We start from the raw sequence: 19,995 nt of genomic DNA, 5'->3' as shown, positions 1-19,995 counted from the left end.
GTCACTCGTCACGGAGTCGTGACTCAGAGCTTGCCGGCGACGAGCTCGGCGACGTCGACGAGGCGGTTGGAGTAGCCCCACTCGTTGTCGTACCAGGAGGCGACCTTGACCTGGTTGCCGATGACCTTGGTCAGGCCGGCGTCGAAGATCGAGGAGTGCGGGTCGGTGACGATGTCGCTGGAGACGATCGGGTCCTCGGTGTACTTGAGGATGCCCTTGAGGTCGCCCTCGGCGGCGGCCTTGTAGGCCGCGTTGATCTCCTCGACCGTGGCGGACTTCGACAGCTCGACCGTGAGGTCGGTGATCGAGCCGGTCGGGACCGGGACGCGCAGCGCGTAGCCGTCGAGCTTGCCGACGAGCTCGGGGATGACGAGACCGAGGGCCTTGGCGGCACCGGTCGACGTCGGGATGATGTTGACCGCGGCGGCGCGCGCGCGACGGAGGTCGCTGTGCGGGCCGTCCTGCAGGTTCTGGTCGGCGGTGTAGGCGTGGACCGTGGTCATCAGACCGCGCTCGATGCCGAAGTTGTCGAGCAGGACCTTGGCGAGCGGCGCGAGGCAGTTCGTGGTGCACGACGCGTTCGAGACGATGTCGTGGACCTGGGGGTCGTAGGTGCCCTCGTTGACGCCGAGGACGATGGTCGCGACGTCGTCGCCGGTGGCGGGAGCCGAGACGATGACCTTCTTGGCGCCGGCGGTGATGTGCTTGCGCGCATCCTCGGACTTGGTGAAGCGGCCGGTCGACTCGATGACGACGTCGACGCCCAGCTCGCCCCAGGGGAGGTTCGCGGGGTCGCGCTCCTCGAGCACGATGATCGGCTTGCCGTTGACGACGATCTTGTCGCCGTCCAGCTCCACGGTCGCGTCGAGGCGGCCGGTGATGGAGTCGTACTTCAGGAGGTGCGCGAGCGCCTTGTTGTCGGTGAGGTCGTTGACCGCGACGATCTCGAGGTCGCTGCCCTTGGCGAGGGCCGCACGGAGGAAGTTACGGCCGATACGGCCGAAGCCGTTGATGCCGATCTTGACGGACACAGATATCTCCTGGAGAGGAAGGGCACCTCGACGGTGCAGTGGAGGGTGTGGATCGCTGCGAGAGCGGCGTCCCGGACCGGGACCCGGGACGCCGGAATCGCTACGACAGTAGCAGCAGGCCGGAAGTGTTCCGGCGGGCCTTCTCGAAGCGCGCGGAGACGTCCGCCCAGTTCACGATGTTCCAGAACGCCTTGACGTAGTCGGCCTTGACGTTGACGTAGTCGAGGTAGAAGGCGTGCTCCCACATGTCGAGCAGCAGGACCGGGACGGTGGCCGCGGCGTGGTTGCTCTGGTGGTCGTAGAGCTGCTCGATCAGGAGCTTCTCGCCGAGCGAGTCCCAGGCGAGGATCGACCAGCCGGAGCCCTGGATGCCGAGGGCCGAGGCGGTGAAGTGCGCCTTGAACTTGTCGAACGAGCCGAAGTTGTCGTCGATCGCCGCGGCGAGCTCGCCGGTCGGCTTGTCGCCGCCGTCGGGCGAGAGGTTGTTCCAGAACACGGTGTGGTTCACGTGTCCGGCGAGGTTGAACGCCAGGTCCTTCTGGAGCTTGTTGACGTTCGCGAGGTTCTCGCTGTCGCGAGCCTCCTGCAGCGCGGCGAGGGCGGTGTTCGCCCCGGTCACGTACGTCGCGTGGTGCTTGTCGTGGTGGAGCTCCATGATCCGTCCACTGATGTGCGGCTCGAGAGCCGAGTAGTCGTAGGGCAGTTCGGCGAGCGTGTAGTCAGCCATGTGCGATCTCCTGTTCGTGGTCGTCGACCTCAGTGATCCGCCGGGTCTCACGGCCCCTCACCGCGGGGCGGGAGGGTGTGCCGGGGTGTCCTGAGCGACCTTTCCAGTCTAGTGAGAGCCGCCCTCCGCACTCGGAGCGTTTCCTCCGTTCAACCAGGAGACACTCAGCGTTCGCGCGCCCGACGGCCCGTCGGCTCGCCGGGGCTCAGAGGTCCTGGAGCTCGGCGGGAAGGTTCGCGTCGGTGCCGGGGATGTCGAGGTCGGTGGCGCGCTTGTCGGCCATCGCGAGGAGGCGGCGGATGCGGCCGGCGACCGCGTCCTTCGTCATCGGCGGGTCCGCGTGGTGGCCGAGCTCGTCGAGGCTGGCGTCGCGGTGCGCGAGCCGGAGCCGGCCGGCGTAGCGGAGGTGCTCGGGGATGTCCTCGCCGAGGATCTCCATCGCGCGCTCGACCCGCGAGCAGGCGGCGACGGCGGCCTGCGCGGAGCGGCGGAGGTTGGCGTCGTCGAAGTTGACCAGGCGGTTGGCGGTGGCCCGCACCTCACGGCGCTGGCGCAGCTCCTCCCAGCTCGCGACGGTGGAGGTCGCGCCCATCAGGGTGAGCATCGCGCTGATGCTCTCGCCGTCGCGGACGACCACGCGGTGCACGCCGCGCACCTCGCGCGACTTGGCCTGGACGCCGAGGCGCCCGGCCGCTCCGACGATCGCCATCGCCGCCTCGTTGCCGGGGCAGATCACCTCGAGCGCGGCCGAGCGGCCGGGGTCGGTGAGCGAGCCCTGCGCGAGGAAGGCGCCGCGCCAGACGGCGGCGAGCTCCTCGCGGGTGCCCGTGGTCAGCCGGTTCGGCAGGCCGCGGACGGGACGACCGCGCTGGTCGAGCAGGCCGGTCTGGCGGGCGAGCGTGTCGCCGCCCTCCACCACGCGCACGAGCCAGCTGGTCGTGCGGCGCGAGCCGCCGGCCGAGACGATGCTGCCCTCGCTGCGGACGCCGTAGAGCTCGGCGAGGTCGCGGCGGACGCGGGTGGCCAGCGGTGCCGAGTCGAGCTCGACCTCGACCGCGAGGCGGTTCGAGATGATGTGCAGTCCCCCGGAGAAGCGGAGGATGGTCGCCAGTTCAGCGGCACGGACGGTGTTCTTGCGCGAGACGATCGCGACCAGTTCGCCCTTGACATCTGCAGTGAGGGCCACGGAGTCTTCTTTCCTTACGTCGGGTGCGCGGCGGAGCGCGCGGGGATCATTCTCGGCCGAGGTCGCGGTGCGCCACGTTGACGGCGACACCCGGCAGCTCGGCCAGTCGGGCCGCGATGCGGCCGGCGACGGCGACCGAGCGGTGCTTGCCGCCGGTGCAGCCGATGGCGATGGTCGCGTGGCGCTTGTTCTCGCGCTGGTAGCCGTCGAGCACCGGCCGGAGGGCACGCGAGTAGGAGTCGATGAACTCCTCCGCGCCCTGCTGGGCCAGCACGTAGTCTCTCACTTCTTCGTCGAGACCGGTGTGCGGCCGCAGCTCCGGGATCCAGTACGGGTTGGGCAGGAAGCGCGCGTCGGCGACCATGTCGGCGTCCGTCGGCAGGCCGTACTTGAAGCCGAAGCTCATCACGGTGATCTGCAGTCCGGCACGGCCGGCCTCGGCGAAGCGCTCGGTGATCGTGGTCGCGAGCTGGTGCGGATTGAGGTCCGAGGTGTCGATCACGATGTCGGCCGACTCGCGCAGCTGCGCCAGTCGCGTCCGCTCGGCGGAGATGCCGTCGAGGAGGGTGCCGCGCCCCTGCAGCGGGTGCGGGCGGCGGACCTGCTCGAAGCGGCGGACGAGGGCGGCGTCGGTGGCCTCGAGGAAGACCACGCGCAGGTCGACGCCGACGCGCAGCTCGCGCACGATCTCGCCGAGGTCGGCGAAGAAGTCGCGCCCGCGGACGTCGACCACCGCCGCGACCTTGGGCACGGTGTCGCCTGCGCGCTGGGCGAGATCGACCAGCGGGCGCAGCATCTGCGGCGGAAGGTTGTCGACCACGTACCAGCCGAGGTCCTCCAGCGCGTTGGCGGCGGTGGATCGTCCGGCTCCGGACATCCCGGTGACGATCAGCACGTTCTGCTGCTCGCTCTCGGTGCTCATGGGGTCTCCGTGCTCGTGTGGGTCGCGGACCCTCCTTCGGGGAGGGCGGGCCTCCAGCCTAGGGTGTGCCCCTGGGCGGAGCACCCGGCGGAAGGTGGATCTCGATGCGCCCGCTGCGCGGGCTACTCGATGGGCATGAACGCGACGTCTGCCGGACGTGGGATCTCGATACGCCCGCTGCACGGGCTACTCGATCAGCATGAAGCGACCATACGGTCGTGGAGTAGCCGCTTCATGCTGGTCGAGTAGCCCCGGAGGGGCGTATCGAGACCCGCCCACCGCAGGACCGCCGCGCCTCAGGGGTGCAGGTGCCCGTGGATCGCGGCAGCGAGCGTCGGCCCGATGCCCTTGACCTCGGCGATCTCGGCGTCGCTCGCCTCGCGCAGCCGGGTGACCGAGCCGAAGTGCTTGAGCAGGTCGCGCACCCGCGTCCCGCCGAGCCCCGGGATCTCGGCCAGCTGCGACGAGATGTCGCGCTTGCGGCGCTGGCGCTGATGGGTGATCGCGAAGCGGTGCGCCTCGTCCCGGATCCGCTGGAACAGGAAGAGCGCGTCGCTGTTGCGCGGCAGGATCACCGGGAAGTCGGAGTCCGGCAGCCAGATCTCCTCCAGCCGCTTCGCGATCCCGCAGAGCGTGATCCCGGTGACCCCCGACTCGTCCAGCGCGCGCTGGGCGGCCGCGACCTGGGGCTGCCCGCCGTCGACGATCAGGAGGTTCGGCGGGTAGGAGAACTTGCGCCGCTTGGCCTCCCCCGTCTCGGGATCCACCTCCGCGGGCTCGGCCGGCTCCTTCAGGTAGGCGAGCCGGCGGGTCAGCACCTGGTGCAGCGACTCGGTGTCGTCGGTCGATTCGGCGATGCTGAAGCGGCGGTACTGGTCCTTGCGCACCAGGCCGTCCTCGAAGACGACCATCGAGGCGACGATGTTGGTGCCGCTGAGGTGCGAGACGTCGTAGCACTCCATCCGCAGCGGCGCCTCGGCCATGCCGAGCGCGTCGCGGATGTCCTCCAGGGCCTGCGTGCGCGCGGTGAAGTCCGCGGAGCGCCGGGTCTTGTAGAGCATCAGCGAGTGCTTGGCGTTCTGCGTCGCGGTCTCGAGCAGGGCCGCCTTGTCTCCGCGCTGCGCCGCGCGCAGCCGCACGTTGGCCCCGCGGAGGGAGCCCAGCCACTCCTCGAGCGCCTCGGAGTCCTCCGGCAGCTCGGGCACGACGACCTCGCGCGGCGGGATGTCGCCGCCCTCGTAGGCCGCCTGCAGTGCGGTGTCGACGAGCTCGGCGGTGCTCATGTCGAGCTCCTTGTCGACGACCCAGCCGCGCTCGCCGCGGATCCGGCCGCCGCGCACCCGGAACTGCTGCACGGAGGCGGCGAGCTCGTCGTGCACGATCGCGTAGAGGTCGACGTCGACGTTGTCCTTCAGCACGACGGCGCTCTTCGCGAGGACCGCGTCGAGCGCGGCGGCCTGGTCGCGCAGCTTGCCGGCGCGCTCGTACTGCATCGCCTCGGCGGCCTCGCGCATCTCGCGCTCGAGCTCGCCGATCATCTTGCGGTCGTGACTGCCCATGAAGGCGACGAAGCGGTCGACGATCGCGCGGTGCTCCGCGAAGGTGACCCGGTGCGAGCACGGCCCGCCGCAGCGGCCGATCTGCGAGGCGAAGCACGGCTTCCCGCTCTGCATCGCCCGCTTGTAATTCGAGTCGTTGCAGGTCCTGATCGGGAACGCCTTGATCATCAGGTCGATCGTCTCGTGGATCGCCCAGATCTTCGGGTACGGGCCGAAGTAGCGCGCCCCGCGGATCTTGGAGTTGCGGGTCACCATCACCCGCGGCGCCTCGTCGCCGAGGGTCACCGCCATGTACGGGTAGGACTTGTCGTCGCGGAACTTGACGTTGAAGGGCGGATCGAACTCGTTGATCCAGGTGAACTCGAGCTGCAGCGCCTCGACGTCGGTGCCGACGACGGTCCACTCGACGCCGGACGCCGAGGTGACCATCCGCCGGGTGCGCTCGTGCAGGCTCGGCAGCGGGGCGAAGTAGTTGCTGAGCCGGGCACGGAGATTCTTGGCCTTGCCCACGTAGAGCACCCGGCCCCGGGCGTCCTTGAAGCGGTAGACGCCCGGAAGGGTCGGGATCTCGCCCGGCTTCGGTCGGAAGTCGACGGTCTGCGTCATGCCCGCGCCCCCGCTCCCCCGGCCCTCCGGGGACGACCGGCGAGGCGGAGCCGCGTCACGGCAGGATCTCGGCGAGGAAGGTGCCGGTGTGGCTCTCCTTGACCTTCGCGACGTGCTCGGGAGTGCCGATCGCGACGACCTGGCCGCCGCCGGCGCCGCCCTCGGGACCCATGTCGATCAGCCAGTCGGCCGACTTGATCACGTCGAGGTTGTGCTCGATCGTGATGACGGTGTTGCCCTTGTCGACGAGGCCGTTGAGCACCAGCAGGAGCTTGCGGACGTCCTCGAAGTGCAGACCCGTGGTCGGCTCGTCGAGCACGTAGACGCTGCGCCCGTTCGAGCGGCGCTGCAGCTCGGTGGCGAGCTTGACGCGCTGCGCCTCGCCGCCGGAGAGCGTGGTGGCGCTCTGCCCGAGCCGGACGTAGCCGAGGCCGACCTCGACCAGGGTCTTGAGGAACCGGTGGATCGATGTGATCGGCTCGAAGAACTCCGCCGCCTCGGCGATCGGCATGTCGAGCACCTCGGCGATGTTCTTGCCCTTGTAGTGCACGGTCAGGGTGTCGCGGTTGTAGCGCGCTCCCCCGCAGACCTCGCAGGCGACGTAGACGTCGGGCAGGAAGTTCATCTCGATCTTGATCGTGCCGTCGCCCGAGCAGGCCTCGCAGCGGCCGCCCTTGACGTTGAAGCTGAACCGGCCGGGCAGGTAGCCGCGGGCCTTCGCCTCGGTGGTCTCGGCGAAGAGGTTGCGGATGCGGTCGAAGACGCCGGTGTAGGTCGCCGGGTTCGAGCGCGGGGTGCGCCCGATCGGGTTCTGGTCGACGTGCACGACCTTGTCGAGGTTCTCGAGCCCGGTGACGCGGGTGTGCTTGCCCGGCACCTTGCGGGCGCCGTTGAGCTGGTTGGCGAGCACCCGGTAGAGGATGTCGTTCACCAGCGTCGACTTGCCCGAGCCCGAGACGCCCGTCACCGCGACGAAGGTGCCGAGCGGGAACTCGACGTCGACCTTCTGCAGGTTGTTCGCGTTCGCGCCGACGACCTTGATCACGCGCTTGCGGTCGATCTTGCGGCGCTTCTTCGGCAGCTCGATCGAGCGGCGGCCGGCGATGTAGTCACCGGTGAGCGAGTGGGTGTTCTCGAGCAGCGACTCGTAGGAGCCGGAGTGCACGACCTGGCCGCCGTTGACGCCGGCGCCGGGGCCGATGTCGACGATCCAGTCGGCGGTCCGGATGGTGTCCTCGTCGTGCTCGACGACGATCAGGGTGTTGCCGAGGTCGCGCAGCTTGATCAGGGTGTCGATCAGCCTGCGGTTGTCGCGCTGGTGCAGGCCGATGCTCGGCTCGTCGAGGACGTAGAGCACGCCGGTCAGGCCGGAGCCGATCTGCGTCGCGAGCCGGATGCGCTGCGCCTCGCCGCCGGACAGCGAGCCGGCCGCGCGGGAGAGGTTGAGGTAGTTGAGCCCGACCTCGATCAGGAAGTCGAGGCGCGCGCGGATCTCGCGGAGCACCTGCGCGGCGATGGTCGCCTCGCGGGGGGTGAGCTGGAGCTCGCTCATGAACGACTGGGCGTCGCCGAGGCTGAGGTCGGCGACGTCGGCGATGCTCGCGCCGTGCACGAGCACGGCGAGCACCTCGGGCTTGAGGCGCGAGCCCTTGCAGACGGGGCAGGCGACCTCGCGGAGGAACTCGGCCCAGCGCGAGCGCTGCACATCGGTCTCGGCCTGCACGTACTGCCGCTCGATGTAGGGCACGACGCCCTCGAAGCCGGAGGTGTAGCTCATCTCCCGGCCGTAGCGGTTCTTCCACTTGACCTTGACCTCGAAGTTGTCGCCGTGCAGCACGGCCTGCTGCACCTCGGAGCTGAGGCGCTTCCACGGGGTGGTCAGCTTGAAGCCGAGGTCGCGGGAGAGGCCGTCGAGCAGCTTCTCGTAGTACTGGAAGAGACCCTTGCCCTGGGTGGTCCAGGGGATGATGACGCCCTCGGCGATGCTGAGGTCGGGGTCGCCGAGCAGCAGCTCGTCGTCGACCGACATCCGCGTGCCCAGGCCGGAGCACTCGGGGCAGGCGCCGAAGGGCGCGTTGAAGGAGAAGGTCCGCGGCTCGATCTCGGTGAGCGAGATCGGGTGGTTGTTGGGGCAGGACAGCTTCTCGGAGTAGGTCGTCCACGCGCCGTCGCCCTCGCCGTCGACGAAGTTGATCTGCACGATGCCGTCGGTGAGGCGCAGGGCCGTCTCGAGCGAGTCGGTCAGGCGGCCGAGGATGTCCGGGCCGGCGACGAGGCGGTCGACGACGACGGAGATGTCGTGCTTGTACTGCTTCTTGAGCACCGGCGGCTCGCTGAGCTGGATGAGCTTCCCGTCGACCATGGCGCGGGAGTAGCCGCCCGCGGTCAGCTCCTTGAAGAGGTCGACGAACTCGCCCTTCTTCTGCGAGACGACCGGGCTGAGGATCTGGTACCGGGTGCCCGCCTCGAGCTCCATCAGCTGATCGGCGATCTGCTGCACGGTCTGCGCCGAGATCGGCTCGCTGCAGACGGGGCAGTGCGGGATCCCGATGCGGGCCCAGAGCAGGCGCATGTAGTCGAAGATCTCGGTGATCGTGCCGACGGTCGAGCGCGGGTTGCGGTTGGTCGACTTCTGGTCGATCGACACCGCGGGGCTGAGCCCCTCGATGAAGTCGACGTCCGGCCGGTCGACCTGGCCGAGGAACTGCCGCGCATAGGCGGAGAGCGACTCGACGTAGCGGCGCTGGCCCTCGGCGAAGATCGTGTCGAAGGCGAGCGAGGACTTGCCCGACCCGGACAGGCCGGTGAAGACGACCATCGAGTCACGGGGAATCTCGAGGTCGACATCGCGCAGGTTGTGCACTCTGGCCCCGCTCACCACCAGCTTCGAGACCGATTCGTCCAGCGAGGAGACGAAGCGGTGGAAGGAGGGTGAGGGGGTGGTGGAAGGGTCCGTAACGGCGTTCAGGATCGACACCTCGAAAGTGTATGCGGAGCCACCGACATCGCCCGGGGCGTTCGCTGGCCGCTGATCCCGGACTCCGCGACTTGCGCTGGACGACGCCGCCCGCACCGGCGGGCCGGCCCGCTCGGGCCGACCCTGCTCGGTCAGGACAGGTGCCCGGCCTTCTCCATCTGCCGCAGCTCGCGCTTGAGCTCGGAGACCTCGTCACGCAGGCGCGCGGCGAGCTCGAACTTCAGCTCGCCGGCGGCCTGGAGCATCTGGCCGTTGAGGTCGGCGATGATCGCCTCGAGGTCGTTGCCGCCGTTCGCGGCGAGACCCTGACGGCGCAGGTTCGGCGTCGGGCTCTTCTTCTTCGCGTCCCGGCCGGCCAGGAGCTTCGCGGTGTCGGCTCCCTCGCGGGCGAGCGCGTCCGTGATGTCCGCGATCTTCTTCCGCAGCGGCGTCGGGTCGATGCCGTGGTCGAGGTTGTAGGCGACCTGCTTCTCGCGGCGGCGATCGGTCTCGTCGATCGCGAGCCTCATCGAGTCGGTCATCTTGTCCGCGTACATGTGCACCTCGCCCGAGACGTTGCGCGCGGCGCGGCCGATGGTCTGGATCAGCGAGGTCGACGAGCGGAGGAAGCCCTCCTTGTCGGCGTCGAGGATCGCGACGAGCGACACCTCGGGCAGGTCGAGGCCCTCGCGGAGGAGGTTGATGCCGACGAGGACGTCGTAGACGCCCGCGCGCAGCTCGGAGAGCAGCTCGACCCGACGCAGTGTGTCGACATCGGAGTGCAGGTAGCGCACCCGGACGCCGGCCTCGGTGAGGAAGTCGGTGAGCTCCTCCGCCATCCGCTTGGTGAGGGTGGTGACCAGCACGCGCTCGTCGCGCTCGGTGCGGAGCTTGATCTCCTCGAGCAGGTCGTCGATCTGGCCCTTGGTCGGCTTGACGACGATCTCGGGGTCGATCAGGCCGGTCGGGCGGATGATCTGCTCGACGATGCCGTCGGCGATCCCCATCTCGTAGCGGCCGGGCGTGGCCGAGAGGTAGACCGTCTGGCCGACGCGGCCCTTGAACTCCTCCCACTTCAGCGGGCGGTTGTCCATCGCCGAGGGCAGCCGGAAGCCGTGCTCGACGAGGGTGCGCTTGCGCGAGGCGTCGCCCTCGTACATCGCGCCGATCTGCGGCACCGTGACGTGCGACTCGTCGATGACGACGAGGAAGTCGTCGGGGAAGTAGTCGAGCAGGCAGTGCGGCGCCTCGCCGGACTCGCGGCCGTCGATGTGGCGCGAGTAGTTCTCGATGCCGGAGCAGAAGCCGATCTGCTGCATCATCTCGAGGTCGAACGTGGTGCGCATCCGCAGGCGCTGCGCCTCGAGGAGCTTGTTCTGCTTCTCCAGGTCGGAGAGGCGCACCTCGAGCTCCTGCTGGATGGTGTCGATCGCGCGGTGCATGACGTCCTGGCTGGCGACGTAGTGCGAGCCGGGGAAGACGGAGACGGACTCGAGCTTCTTCACGACGTTCCCGGTGAGCGGGTGCAGCGTGTAGAGCGCCTCGATCTCGTCGCCGAACATCTCGATGCGGATCGCGAGCTCCTCGTACATCGGGATGATCTCGATCGTGTCGCCGCGGACCCGGAAGGTGCCGCGGGCGAAGTCGACGTCGTTGCGGGCGTACTGCATCGAGACGAACTTGCGGATCAGGCGGTCGCGGTCGACTCGCTGGCCGACCTGGAGCGCGACCATCGCCTCGAGGTACTGCTCGGGCTGGCCCAGGCCGTAGATGCAGGAGACGGTCGAGACGACGATGACGTCGCGCCGGCTGAGCAGCGAGTTGGTCGTCGAGTGCCGCAGGCGCTCGACCTCGGCGTTGACCGAGCTGTCCTTCTCGATGAAGGTGTCCGTCTGCGGGACGTAGGCCTCGGGCTGGTAGTAGTCGTAGTACGAGACGAAGTACTCGACCGCGTTGTTGGGGAAGAGCTCGCGGAACTCGTTGGCGAGCTGCGCGGCGAGCGTCTTGTTGTGCGCGAGGACGAGGGTCGGCCGCTGCACGGCCTCGACGAGCCAGGCGGTGGTTGCGGACTTGCCGGTTCCGGTGGCACCGAGGAGGACGACATCGGTCTCGCCGGCGTTGATCCGGGCGCTCAGATCGGCGATCGCCCCGGGCTGGTCACCGCTCGGCTGGTATTCGCTGATGACCTCGAAGGGGTGCACGGCACGGGTTGGCTCCATGCTCGAAGCGTAACCGCGACCACCGACATCGGCGTCGCCCTCCGCCGACGGCGAACGGGCCCCGTCAGGAGCGGCGGCGCAGCCGCTCCCAGAGGGCGTCGACCTGGCTCAGGGTCTCCTCCAGTGTTCCGGAGGCGTCGATCACCGCGTCCGCGAGGGCCAGGCGCTCCTCGTCGCTCGCCTGCGCGCCGACGCGGGCGCGGGCGTCCGCCTCGGTCATGCCGCGCAGGGTGATCAAGCGCTCGACGCGCGTCTGCTGCGGGGCGTGGACGACGATCACCTCGTCGAACTCCCCCGCCCCGCGCGACTCGGCGAGCAGTGGGACGTCGTAGACGACGACGGCGTGCGGGTCGGCGGCGGCCGCCGCGGCGAACAGTTCCTGCGAGCGGAGCGACACCGCGGGGTGGGTGATCGCGTTGAGGTCCTCGCGGGCGGACGCGTCCGAGAAGACGATCGCGCCGAGCGCCGCCCGGTCGAGCGTGCCGTCGGCGCGGAGGGTCGCGGGGCCGAAGCGCTCGACGATCGCGGCGAGGGCCGGCTGCCCGGGCTCGACCACCTCGCGGGCGAGCCGGTCGGCGTCGACGACGACGGCTCCGAGCTCGGCGAGACGGCGGGCGACGGTGGACTTGCCCGAGGCGATGCCTCCGGTGAGGGCTGCGAGATGCACCCGTCAAGCCTAACGAGCGGCGCAGCGGACCGGGCGGGGGTGGATCTCGATACGCCCGCTTCGCGGGCTACTCGATCAGCATGGAGAGGCAGCGCGGGTTGCTCGATCACCATGAAAGGCAGCGCGGGCTACTCGATCACCATGAAGGTAGCGGGGCGGCTCCGACCATGCTGGTCGAGTAGCCGCGCAGCGCCGTATCGAGACCCACGCGTCCAGACGGGCTGGATCTCGATACGCCCGCTGCGCGGGCTACTCGATCAGCATGCAGGGAGACCTCGCTCCTGCCGCAACGCCGAACGGCCGGCCCCCGAGGGGACCGGCCGTTCGTCGTGGTGGTGCAGCGATCAGTTGTTCGAGGACAGCTTCTCGCGCAGTGCGGCGAGCGACTCGTCGTCGGCGAGGGTTCCGCCGCCGGCAGCCGACTCGGTGTTGGTGAAGCCGCCGCCGACCGAGACGCCCTCGGAGACCGTGGCGGCCTCCTCCTGCGACTTGGCGACCTGCGCCTTGTGGGCCTCCCAGCGAGCCTGAGCAGCGGCGTACTCCTGCTCCCAGGCCTCGCGCTGGGACTCGAAGCCCTCGCGCCACTCGTTGGTCTCCGGGTCGAAGCCGTCGGGGTACTTGTAGTTCCCCTGGTCGTCGTACTCGGTGGCCATGCCGTAGAGCGCCGGGTCGAACTCGGTGCCCTCGGGGTCGACGTTCTCGTTCGCCTGCTTGAGCGAGAGCGAGATGCGACGGCGGTCGAGGTCGATGTCGATGACCTTGACGAAGACCTCTTCACCGACCGACACGACCTGCTCGGCGAGCTCGACGTGCTTGCCCGACAGCTCGGAGATGTGGACGAGGCCCTCGATGCCGTCCGCGACGCGGACGAAGGCACCGAACGGGACCAGCTTCGTGACCTTGCCCGGGGCGACCTGACCGATCGCGTGGGTGCGGGCGAAGACCTGCCACGGGTCCTCCTGCGTCGCCTTGAGCGAGAGCGACACGCGCTCGCGGTCGAGGTCGACCTCGAGGATCTCGACGGTGACCTCCTGGCCCACCTCGACGACCTCGGAGGCGTGCTCGATGTGCTTCCAGGAGAGCTCGGAGACGTGGACGAGACCGTCGACGCCGCCGAGGTCGACGAACGCACCGAAGTTGACGATCGAGGACACGACGCCCTTGCGGACCTGACCCTTGTGCAGGTTGTTCAGGAACGTGGTGCGGCTCTCGGACTGCGTCTGCTCGAGGAGCGCGCGACGCGACAGGACCACGTTGTTGCGGTTCTTGTCGAGCTCGAGGATCTTCGCCTCGATCTCCTGGCCGAGGTACGGCGTGAGGTCGCGGACGCGGCGCAGCTCGATGAGCGAGGCCGGGAGGAAGCCGCGGAGGCCGATGTCGACGATGAGCCCGCCCTTGACGACCTCGATGACCGAACCGGTGACGACACCGTCGGACTCCTTGATCTTCTCGACGTCGCCCCACGCACGCTCGTACTGCGCGCGCTTCTTGGAGAGGATCAGGCGACCCTCCTTGTCCTCCTTCTGCAGGACGAGGGCTTCGACGCTGTCGCCCACGTTGACGACCTCGGAGGGGTCGACGTCGTGCTTGATGGAGAGCTCACGCGAGGGGATGACGCCCTCGGTCTTGTAACCGACGTCGAGGAGGACCTCGTCGCGGTCGATCTTCACGACGGTGCCTTCGATGAGGTCTCCGTCGTTGAAGAACTTCAGAGTCTTTTCGACCGCGGCAAGAAAGTCTTCAGCAGACCCGATGTCGTTGATCGCGACCTGCTTGGTTGCCTTTTCGGTCGTTGCGGTTGTCATTAAGGGATGCTCCAGGATGGATGGGTATCGGGCGGCGGGCACCGACACGCTCTGCGGCGTGACGCGGTGGTGACCACTGCGGAGGTGATGGGGATGCCGCGACCCGGGAGTGCTCCGACGCCCGGGACCGTGATCCTGGACCTCGTCGCGCACCGTGGGCACGGCGGCGCCACGAATGTGACGTTCCAGACTACCGAACCCACCAGGGTGAGAGCAATCTCGACGGGCTCCGTTCCGCGTGTCCTGGCGGATCCGGGCGGTCGCGTCGCGTCGGGACGCGCTCAGGCTCCGCCGGCCAGGCTCGCGCGCAGCGTGTCGAGCCCGACGCCGCCCAGATCGAGTGCGCGGCGGTGGAAGCCGGCGAGCGAGAAGTCCGCGCCCTCGCGCGCGCTCGCCTCGTCGCGCAGCTCCTCCCAGATCCGCTGGCCGATCTTGTAGGAGGGCGCCTGGCCGGGCCAGCCGAGGTAGCGGTTGACCTCGAAGCGGACGAAGGCGTCGTCCATGTTCACGTTCGCGCGCAGGAAGGCGAGGGCGGACTCGGCGGTCCAGACGTCGGTCGAGCCGGGCATCCGCTTCTGCAGGTGCACACCGATGTCGATCACGACGCGGGCGGCGCGCATCCGCTGCCCGTCGAGCATGCCCAGGCGGTCGGCCGGGTCGTCGAGGTAGCCGAACCGCTCCATCAGCCGCTCGGCGTAGAGGGCCCAGCCCTCGGCGTGCCCCGAGCTGCCGGCGAGCTGGCGGCGCCAGGTGTTGAGGCTCGCGCGGTTGTAGACGGCCTGGCCCACCTGCAGGTGGTGGCCGGGGACGCCCTCGTGGTAGACGGTCGTCAGCTCGCGCCAGGTGGCGAACTCGGTGACGCCCGGCGGGACGGACCACCACATCCGGCCGGGGCGGGAGAAGTCGTCGCTCGGGCCGGTGTAGTAGATGCCGCCCTCCTGGGTCGGCGCGATGCGGCACTCGAGGCGGCGGAGCTCGTCCGGGATGTCGAAGGCGGTGCCGGCGAGCTCGCTCACGGCCCGGTCGCTGGTCTCCTGCATCCAGCGCTGCAGCGCGTCGACGCCGTGCAGCGTGCGGGCGGGGTCGGTGTCGAGGTGCGCGATCGCCTCCGCGACCGAGGCGCCGGGCAGGATCTCGCGGGCGATCGCCTCCTGCTCGGCGGTCATCCGCGCGAGCTCCTCGATCCCCCACTCGTAGGTCTCGTCGAGGTCGACCACCGCGCCGAGGAAGCGGCGCGACTGCAGCGCGTAGTGCTCGCGGCCGACGGCGTCCTGCTCCGTCGCCGCCGGGGCGAGCTCGGTGCGCAGGAACCGGGCGAGGCCGCCGTAGGCCGCGGAGGCGCGGCGGGCGCCCTCCTCGAGCCGCAGGGAGAGGGACGCGGGCAGGGAACCGGTGGCCGGAGCCGCATCGGCGGCCAGCGCGGCGAAGAACCCCCGCGGGCCGGCGATCGTCTCGGCCTGCTCGGCGACGAGGCCGACCTGGCGGCGCGCCGGCGTCACTCCGGCGCCGATGCCCGCGCGGAGGGTCTCGGCGTAGCCGGCGAGGGCGGCGGGGACGGCGAGGAGCCGCTCGGCGACGTCCTCCCAGTCGCCCACGGAATCCGTCGGCATCAGGTCGAAGACGTCGCGCAGCTCCTGCGCGGGCGAGGCGATGACGTTCAGGTCGCGCAACGGAAGCTGCGCCTCGTGCGCCTCGAGCGACAGCCGCAGGTCGGCGCCGAGGTCGGCGACCGTGACCGCGTCGACGGCGTCGACCGGCACGGCGGACTCGAGCTCGACCAGGGCGGCGGCCGTCGCCGCCCGCGCCCGCTCCACGCCCTCGGGTGACAGGTCGCCGAGGCGGCGGTTGGCCTCGGCGCGGCCGATCGAGGTGCCGAGGGTGGGCTCGAGCTCGACGAGGGTGTCGACCCACCGCTCGGCGACGAGGTCGACGGCGGTGGGCTCGCGGGAGATGTCGGAGGTCATGCCTTCGAGCCTAGCCAGGGGCCAGCAACGGCCCGGGGCCGCGCGACGTCAGTGCGCCGCGACGTCCCAGTCGGAGCCGTGGCCGACCTGCACCTCGAGCGGGACGGAGAGATCGACGGCGCCGGCCATCCGCGCGCGGACGACCTCCTCGAGCACGTCCTCCTCGCCGGGCGCCACGTCGAAGATGAGCTCGTCGTGCACCTGGAGCAGCATCCGCGACTCCAGGCCCTTCTCGCCGATGTCGGCCTGGACCCCGATCATCGCGATCTTCATGATGTCGGCGGCCGAGCCCTGGATCGGCGAGTTCAGCGCGGCGCGCTCCGCGTTGTCGCGGAGGACGCGGTTGCCGCTCTGCAGGTCCGGGAACGGGCGGCGGCGGCCGAAGATCGTCTCGGTGTAGCCGGTCTCGCGCGCCTGCTCGACGACCGTGCGGAGGTAGTCGCGGACGGCGCCGAAGCGGCCGAAGTAGTCGGTCATCAGCTGCTTCGCCTCGTTGCTCGAGATGCGCAGCTGCTTGGAGAGGCCGAACGCGCTCAATCCGTAGGCGAGACCGTAGGACATCGCCTTGACCTTGTTGCGCATCGCGGAGGTGACGTCGGACGGCTCGACGCCGAAGATCCGCGCGCCGACGAAGCGGTGCAGGTCCTCGCCGCTGTGGAAGGCCTCGATCAGGCCGGCGTCGCCGGAGAGGTGCGCCATGATCCGCATCTCGATCTGCGAGTAGTCGGCGGTGATCAGGGTGCTCGCCTGCTCGCCGTGCACGAACGCGGTGCGGATGCGCCGGCCGACCTCGCTGCGGACCGGGATGTTCTGCAGGTTGGGATCGTTGGAGGAGATCCGGCCGGTCGCGGTGCCGGTCTGGTCGTAGCTGGTGTGGATCCGGCCGTCGGCGGTGACCGACTTCTCCAGCGTCTCGATGATCTGCTTGAGCTTCGTCGCGTCGCGGTGCTCGAGCAGCAGCCCGAGGAACGGGTGCGGGTGCGACTCCTGCAGGTCGGCCAGAGCGGACGCGTCGGTCGTGTAGCCGGTCTTGGTCGCGCGGGTGCGCGGCATCGCCAGCTCCTCGAAGAGGACCTGCTGCAGCTGCTTGGGCGAGCCGAGGTTCATCTCGTGCCCGATCTCGGCGAAGGCGCGGTTCGCGAGGTCGACCGAGGTGGCGGTGAGTTCGCCGCGGAGGCGCGCGAGGACCTCGGCGTCGATCGCGACGCCGGTGAGCTCCATGGTGGCGAGCACCTGCACGATCGGCAGCTCGATGTCGACGAGGACGGAGAGCATGCCCTCGCCCAGGAGCTCGGTCTGCACGCCGACGAGGCGGTGCGCGTACCAGGCCTCGGTCGCGGGGCCGATCGGCGGGGCGGTCGGGACGAGCTGGTTCGGGTCGCCCTGGATCATCGCCTCGTCGAGGTACTGCAGGACCTGGGCCGGCAGCGTCGCCGCGTGACCGGTGGGCTGCAGGAGCCAGGCGGCGATGCGGGTGTCGAAGGCGAGACCGGCGACGGGGAGTCCGGCCCGGCGCAGCGCCTTGACCTGCGGCTTGGCGTCGGCGAAGTACTTGGGGGCGTCGCTCGCGAGCCACTCCTCGAGCGCGGTGTAGTCGGGCCGACCGGCGGCCCACGGCACGAAGGCCGACTCCGCCTCGACCGACAGTCCGATGCCCTCGAGGCCGCCCTCGCCGAGCTGCACCTGCACGGCGACGGGGACGGTGCCGTTCGCGGACACGCGCGCGAGCCAGTGCGCGAGCTCCTCGTCGACCATGTTCCGCACGGCCGGGGCCGCGGTGACGACGGTGTCGCCCGCGAGCGCCTCCGCCGCGCCCTCGACGCCCTCGTCGGCGGCGATCGTGAGCACGCGCTCCTGGAGCGTCCTGAACTCGAGCCTGCTGAAGATCTCGCGGACCGCGTCCGGGTCGATCGGGCGGCGGTCCAGGTCGTTCGGGCCGAGCGGCAGCTCGACGTCGGTGATCAGGCGGTTGAGCCGGCGGTTGCGGAGCGCGTTCTCCTTCTGCTCGCGCAGCTTCTCGCCGACGACGCCCTTGATCTCGTCGGCGTGGGCGATGATGTCGGCGACGGTGCCGTACTGGTTGACCCACTTCGCGGCCGTCTTCGGGCCGACCTTGTCGACGCCGGGCAGGTTGTCGCTGGTCTCACCGACGAGCGCCGCGATCTCGGGGTACTGGTGCGGCTCGACGCCGTACTTCTCGAAGACCTTGTCGCGGTCGTAGCGGGTGAGCTGCGAGACGCCCTGGGTGGACGGGTACAGCAGGGTGACGTCGGGCGTCACCAGCTGGATGGTGTCGCGGTCTCCCGAGACGACCAGCACGCGGAAGCCCGCCTCGGCGCCCTGGCGGGCGAGCGTCGCGAGGATGTCGTCGGCCTCGAAGTCCTCCTTCGAGACGGTGCGGATGTTCATCGCGTGCAGCGCCTCCTCGAGGAGGGGGACCTGGCCCTTGAACTCGGGCGGGGTCTCGCCGCGGGTGCCCTTGTACTCGGGGTACTCGCGGGTGCGGAACGAGTAGCGGGAGATGTCGAAGGCGACGCCGAGGTGCGTCGGCTTCTCGTTCTTGAGCAGCAGGATCAGCATCGACAGGAAGCCGTGGATGGCGTTCGTGTGCTGCCCGTCGCGGGTCTGGAAGCTGTCGACCGGGAGGGCGTAGAACGCCCGGAACGCGAGCGAATGACCGTCGATGAGCAGGAGGGTAGGCTGTTCCGGATCTGACACAGGGCAAGACTACACAGCGCCTCCGACACCGGTTCGGGCCCGGTCCCGCCCGTCGGCGGAGGGCCTCCGGGAGGCCCAGCACGAGGAGCACCGTGACCGAATCCGCCCCCGCCGCCGCGACCGCCGACTCCTGGGTCCGCCCGCCCGTCCTCGACCTGGAGGCGCAGATCGGCCGCGGCATGGGCGAGCTCGCCGAGCGGATGGGTATCGTCTGGCACGAGCTCACCCCGGAGCACTCGGTCGCGTCGATGCCCGTCGACGGGAACCGCCAGCCGGTCGGCATCCTGCACGGCGGCGCGCACGTCGTCCTGGCCGAGTCGATGGGCTCGATCGCCGCCAACGTGCACGCCGGAGCGGGCCGCCTCGCGATGGGCATCGAGCTGAACGCGAGCCACAGCCGCTCGATCACCCACGGCCACGTGATCGCCACCTGCGACGCGATCCACCTGGGCTCCACCCTCACCACCCACGAGATCGTCGTCCGCGACGAGCAGGGCCGTCGCCTCAGCACGGTCCGCATCACGAACATCCTCCGCGACGCCCGCTGACGACGGCACGGCCGTCGAGTAGCCCGCGAAGCGGGCGTCTCGAGCGCGGAAGCCGCTTCGCGTCTCGGTGGTGAGGAAAGGACGCGGCTGCGCCGCATCATGCTCGTCGAGCAGCCCCGCAGGGGCGCATCGAGCGGCGAAGCCGCTTCGCGTCTCGATGGTGAGGGAAGGACGCGGCTGCGCCGCGTCATGCTGGTCGAGTAGCCCCGCAGGGGCGTATCGAGACCCACCGTTACCAGCAGGACGGGTCTGCAGACTCGTCCTTCTGGCGCTGGTGGATCTCGATACGCCCGCTGCGCGGGCTACTCGATCAGCATGGCTTTCCCCCTACCTACTAGGTGATCTCTCCTAGGGTGCACTGCTCAAGGACGTCGGACTCTTCCCCGCCCTGCGCTGGCGCCGAAGGCGCCCCCTCCGCTCGATACGCCCGTTGCGCGGGCTACTCGATCAGCAACGCATTCCCATACGTACCAGGTGATCTCTTCCAGGACATTCATCGTCGCCAGGACGGCCTGTCTGCGGCCCCGGCCTTCGCCCACCTCGGCTCCACCCTCACCACGCACGAGATCGTCGTCCGCGACGAGCAGGGCCGCCGCCTCAGCACGGTCCGCATCACGAACATCCTCCGCGACGCCCGCTGACGGTTCCGTTCAGGGCGCGGTGGGAACGTTCACGACGACGACCGACCCGATGATGAGCATCAGCACCGCCGCGACCAGGATCGGCGTCTGAGAATCGACGAGGGGCGCCAGCGTCGCCCCCACCAGCCCGACCGCACTCTGGGAGTAGTACGAAGCAGATGTCGGTCGGGGCGCCGTCCGTTCGAGAAGCCACGATCTCTCGACCAGCGGAATCGCTCGGGGAACGAATGCCAGCAGCGGGACCATGATGAGAAGCGTCACCACGGGAGAGGAGTGCCGAACCTCGGGGAACGCCGCCCCGACGATGCAAAAGGAAACCAGGAACACCGTGAAGACGATCAAGCCGAGCCTCGATCGAGGTGCACCCCACCGCGCCTCGTGCGGCGTCGACGTCACTCTCATGAACTCACTCCTTGCAGGGCTCGCTGACGGGGAACGAAGCCACC

At 69.7% G+C, this 19,995-nt stretch carries 13 protein-coding genes and 1 pseudogene; 2 read left to right on the top strand and 12 right to left on the bottom strand.

All coding sequences use genetic code 11. The features are described 5' to 3' along the window. Positions 1 to 23: 23 nt before the first annotated feature. From gap to polA, 11 genes are all read right to left on the bottom strand, one after another. Positions 24 to 1,031: a type I glyceraldehyde-3-phosphate dehydrogenase gene (gene gap / locus HQQ86_RS18290; protein ID WP_123446267.1), complete on the bottom strand. Its 1,008-nt coding sequence runs from the start codon at positions 1,029 to 1,031 to the stop codon at positions 24 to 26. Between the two features lie 100 nt (positions 1,032 to 1,131). Next, positions 1,132 to 1,758: a superoxide dismutase gene (locus HQQ86_RS18285; RefSeq protein WP_173289767.1), complete on the bottom strand. Its 627-nt coding sequence runs from the start codon at positions 1,756 to 1,758 to the stop codon at positions 1,132 to 1,134. 205 nt (positions 1,759 to 1,963) lie between these two features. Beyond that, entirely contained in the window at positions 1,964 to 2,944 is a 981-nt protein-coding gene (whiA, locus tag HQQ86_RS18280) for a DNA-binding protein WhiA (protein ID WP_123446265.1), read from the bottom strand. 46 nt (positions 2,945 to 2,990) lie between these two features. Beyond that, entirely contained in the window at positions 2,991 to 3,866 is an 876-nt protein-coding gene (gene rapZ, locus HQQ86_RS18275) for an RNase adapter RapZ (protein WP_173289765.1), read from the bottom strand. Positions 3,867 to 4,162: 296 nt separating this feature from the next. Continuing rightward, positions 4,163 to 6,031: an excinuclease ABC subunit UvrC gene (gene uvrC, locus HQQ86_RS18270; RefSeq protein WP_173289763.1), complete on the bottom strand. Its 1,869-nt coding sequence runs from the start codon at positions 6,029 to 6,031 to the stop codon at positions 4,163 to 4,165. A gap of 55 nt (positions 6,032 to 6,086) precedes the next feature. Continuing rightward, positions 6,087 to 8,936, bottom strand: a complete 2,850-nt coding sequence (gene uvrA / locus HQQ86_RS18265) for an excinuclease ABC subunit UvrA (protein ID WP_173290426.1) — start codon at positions 8,934 to 8,936, stop codon at positions 6,087 to 6,089. 203 nt (positions 8,937 to 9,139) lie between these two features. After that, positions 9,140 to 11,206, bottom strand: a complete 2,067-nt coding sequence (uvrB, locus tag HQQ86_RS18260; protein ID WP_173289761.1) for an excinuclease ABC subunit UvrB — start codon at positions 11,204 to 11,206, stop codon at positions 9,140 to 9,142. A 64-nt stretch (positions 11,207 to 11,270) separates the two neighbouring features. Next, a complete protein-coding gene (gene coaE, locus HQQ86_RS18255) occupies positions 11,271 to 11,873 on the bottom strand; it encodes a dephospho-CoA kinase (protein ID WP_173289759.1) in 603 nt (200 codons plus the stop codon). A gap of 344 nt (positions 11,874 to 12,217) precedes the next feature. Next, positions 12,218 to 13,678, bottom strand: coding sequence for a 30S ribosomal protein S1 (gene rpsA / locus HQQ86_RS18250; protein WP_123446259.1), 1,461 nt, complete (start codon positions 13,676 to 13,678; stop codon positions 12,218 to 12,220). A 281-nt stretch (positions 13,679 to 13,959) separates the two neighbouring features. Further along, entirely contained in the window at positions 13,960 to 15,642 is a 1,683-nt protein-coding gene (locus tag HQQ86_RS18245; RefSeq protein WP_173289757.1) for a DUF885 domain-containing protein, read from the bottom strand. Positions 15,643 to 15,690: 48 nt separating this feature from the next. Continuing rightward, complete coding sequence (gene polA / locus HQQ86_RS18240; RefSeq protein WP_173289755.1) at positions 15,691 to 18,360, bottom strand: DNA polymerase I; 2,670 nt, start codon at positions 18,358 to 18,360, stop codon at positions 15,691 to 15,693. Between the two features lie 179 nt (positions 18,361 to 18,539). Here polA and HQQ86_RS18235 point away from each other — a divergent pair, with 179 nt between their 5' ends. Both HQQ86_RS18235 and HQQ86_RS21490 read left to right on the top strand, forming a co-directional pair. After that, the gene (locus tag HQQ86_RS18235) at positions 18,540 to 18,908 is read left to right on the top strand and encodes a PaaI family thioesterase (protein WP_173290424.1); all 369 of its coding nucleotides are present in this window, start codon (positions 18,540 to 18,542) and stop codon (positions 18,906 to 18,908) included. A 536-nt stretch (positions 18,909 to 19,444) separates the two neighbouring features. Then, positions 19,445 to 19,549 (top strand): annotated as a pseudogene (locus HQQ86_RS21490) (thioesterase); the annotation flags it as partial. A 9-nt stretch (positions 19,550 to 19,558) separates the two neighbouring features. Here HQQ86_RS21490 and HQQ86_RS18230 read toward each other — a convergent pair. Beyond that, positions 19,559 to 19,951 (bottom strand): hypothetical protein, encoded by a 393-nt coding sequence (locus tag HQQ86_RS18230; protein WP_173289753.1) that lies wholly within the window; start codon positions 19,949 to 19,951, stop codon positions 19,559 to 19,561. Between the last annotated feature and the right edge of the window lie 44 nt (positions 19,952 to 19,995).

This window comes from Rathayibacter sp. VKM Ac-2857 (assembly GCF_013205025.1).
GTDB lineage: Bacteria > Actinomycetota > Actinomycetes > Actinomycetales > Microbacteriaceae > Rathayibacter.
This window is presented reverse-complemented; position numbering and strand designations above follow the sequence as displayed.

Excerpts from the sequence above, each read along its gene's own strand:
- rpsA (WP_123446259.1), bottom strand. The coding sequence starts at position 13,678 with ATGACAACCGCAACGACCGAAAAGGCAACCAAGCAGGTCGCGATCAAC.
- HQQ86_RS18245 (WP_173289757.1), bottom strand. The coding sequence starts at position 15,642 with ATGACCTCCGACATCTCCCGCGAGCCCACCGCCGTCGACCTCGTCGCC.
- uvrB (WP_173289761.1), bottom strand. The coding sequence starts at position 11,206 with ATGGAGCCAACCCGTGCCGTGCACCCCTTCGAGGTCATCAGCGAATAC.
- HQQ86_RS18230 (WP_173289753.1), bottom strand. The coding sequence starts at position 19,951 with ATGAGAGTGACGTCGACGCCGCACGAGGCGCGGTGGGGTGCACCTCGA.
- rapZ (WP_173289765.1), bottom strand. The coding sequence starts at position 3,866 with ATGAGCACCGAGAGCGAGCAGCAGAACGTGCTGATCGTCACCGGGATG.
- HQQ86_RS18235 (WP_173290424.1), top strand. The coding sequence starts at position 18,540 with ATGGGCGAGCTCGCCGAGCGGATGGGTATCGTCTGGCACGAGCTCACC.
- HQQ86_RS18285 (WP_173289767.1), bottom strand. The coding sequence starts at position 1,758 with ATGGCTGACTACACGCTCGCCGAACTGCCCTACGACTACTCGGCTCTC.
- uvrC (WP_173289763.1), bottom strand. The coding sequence starts at position 6,031 with ATGACGCAGACCGTCGACTTCCGACCGAAGCCGGGCGAGATCCCGACC.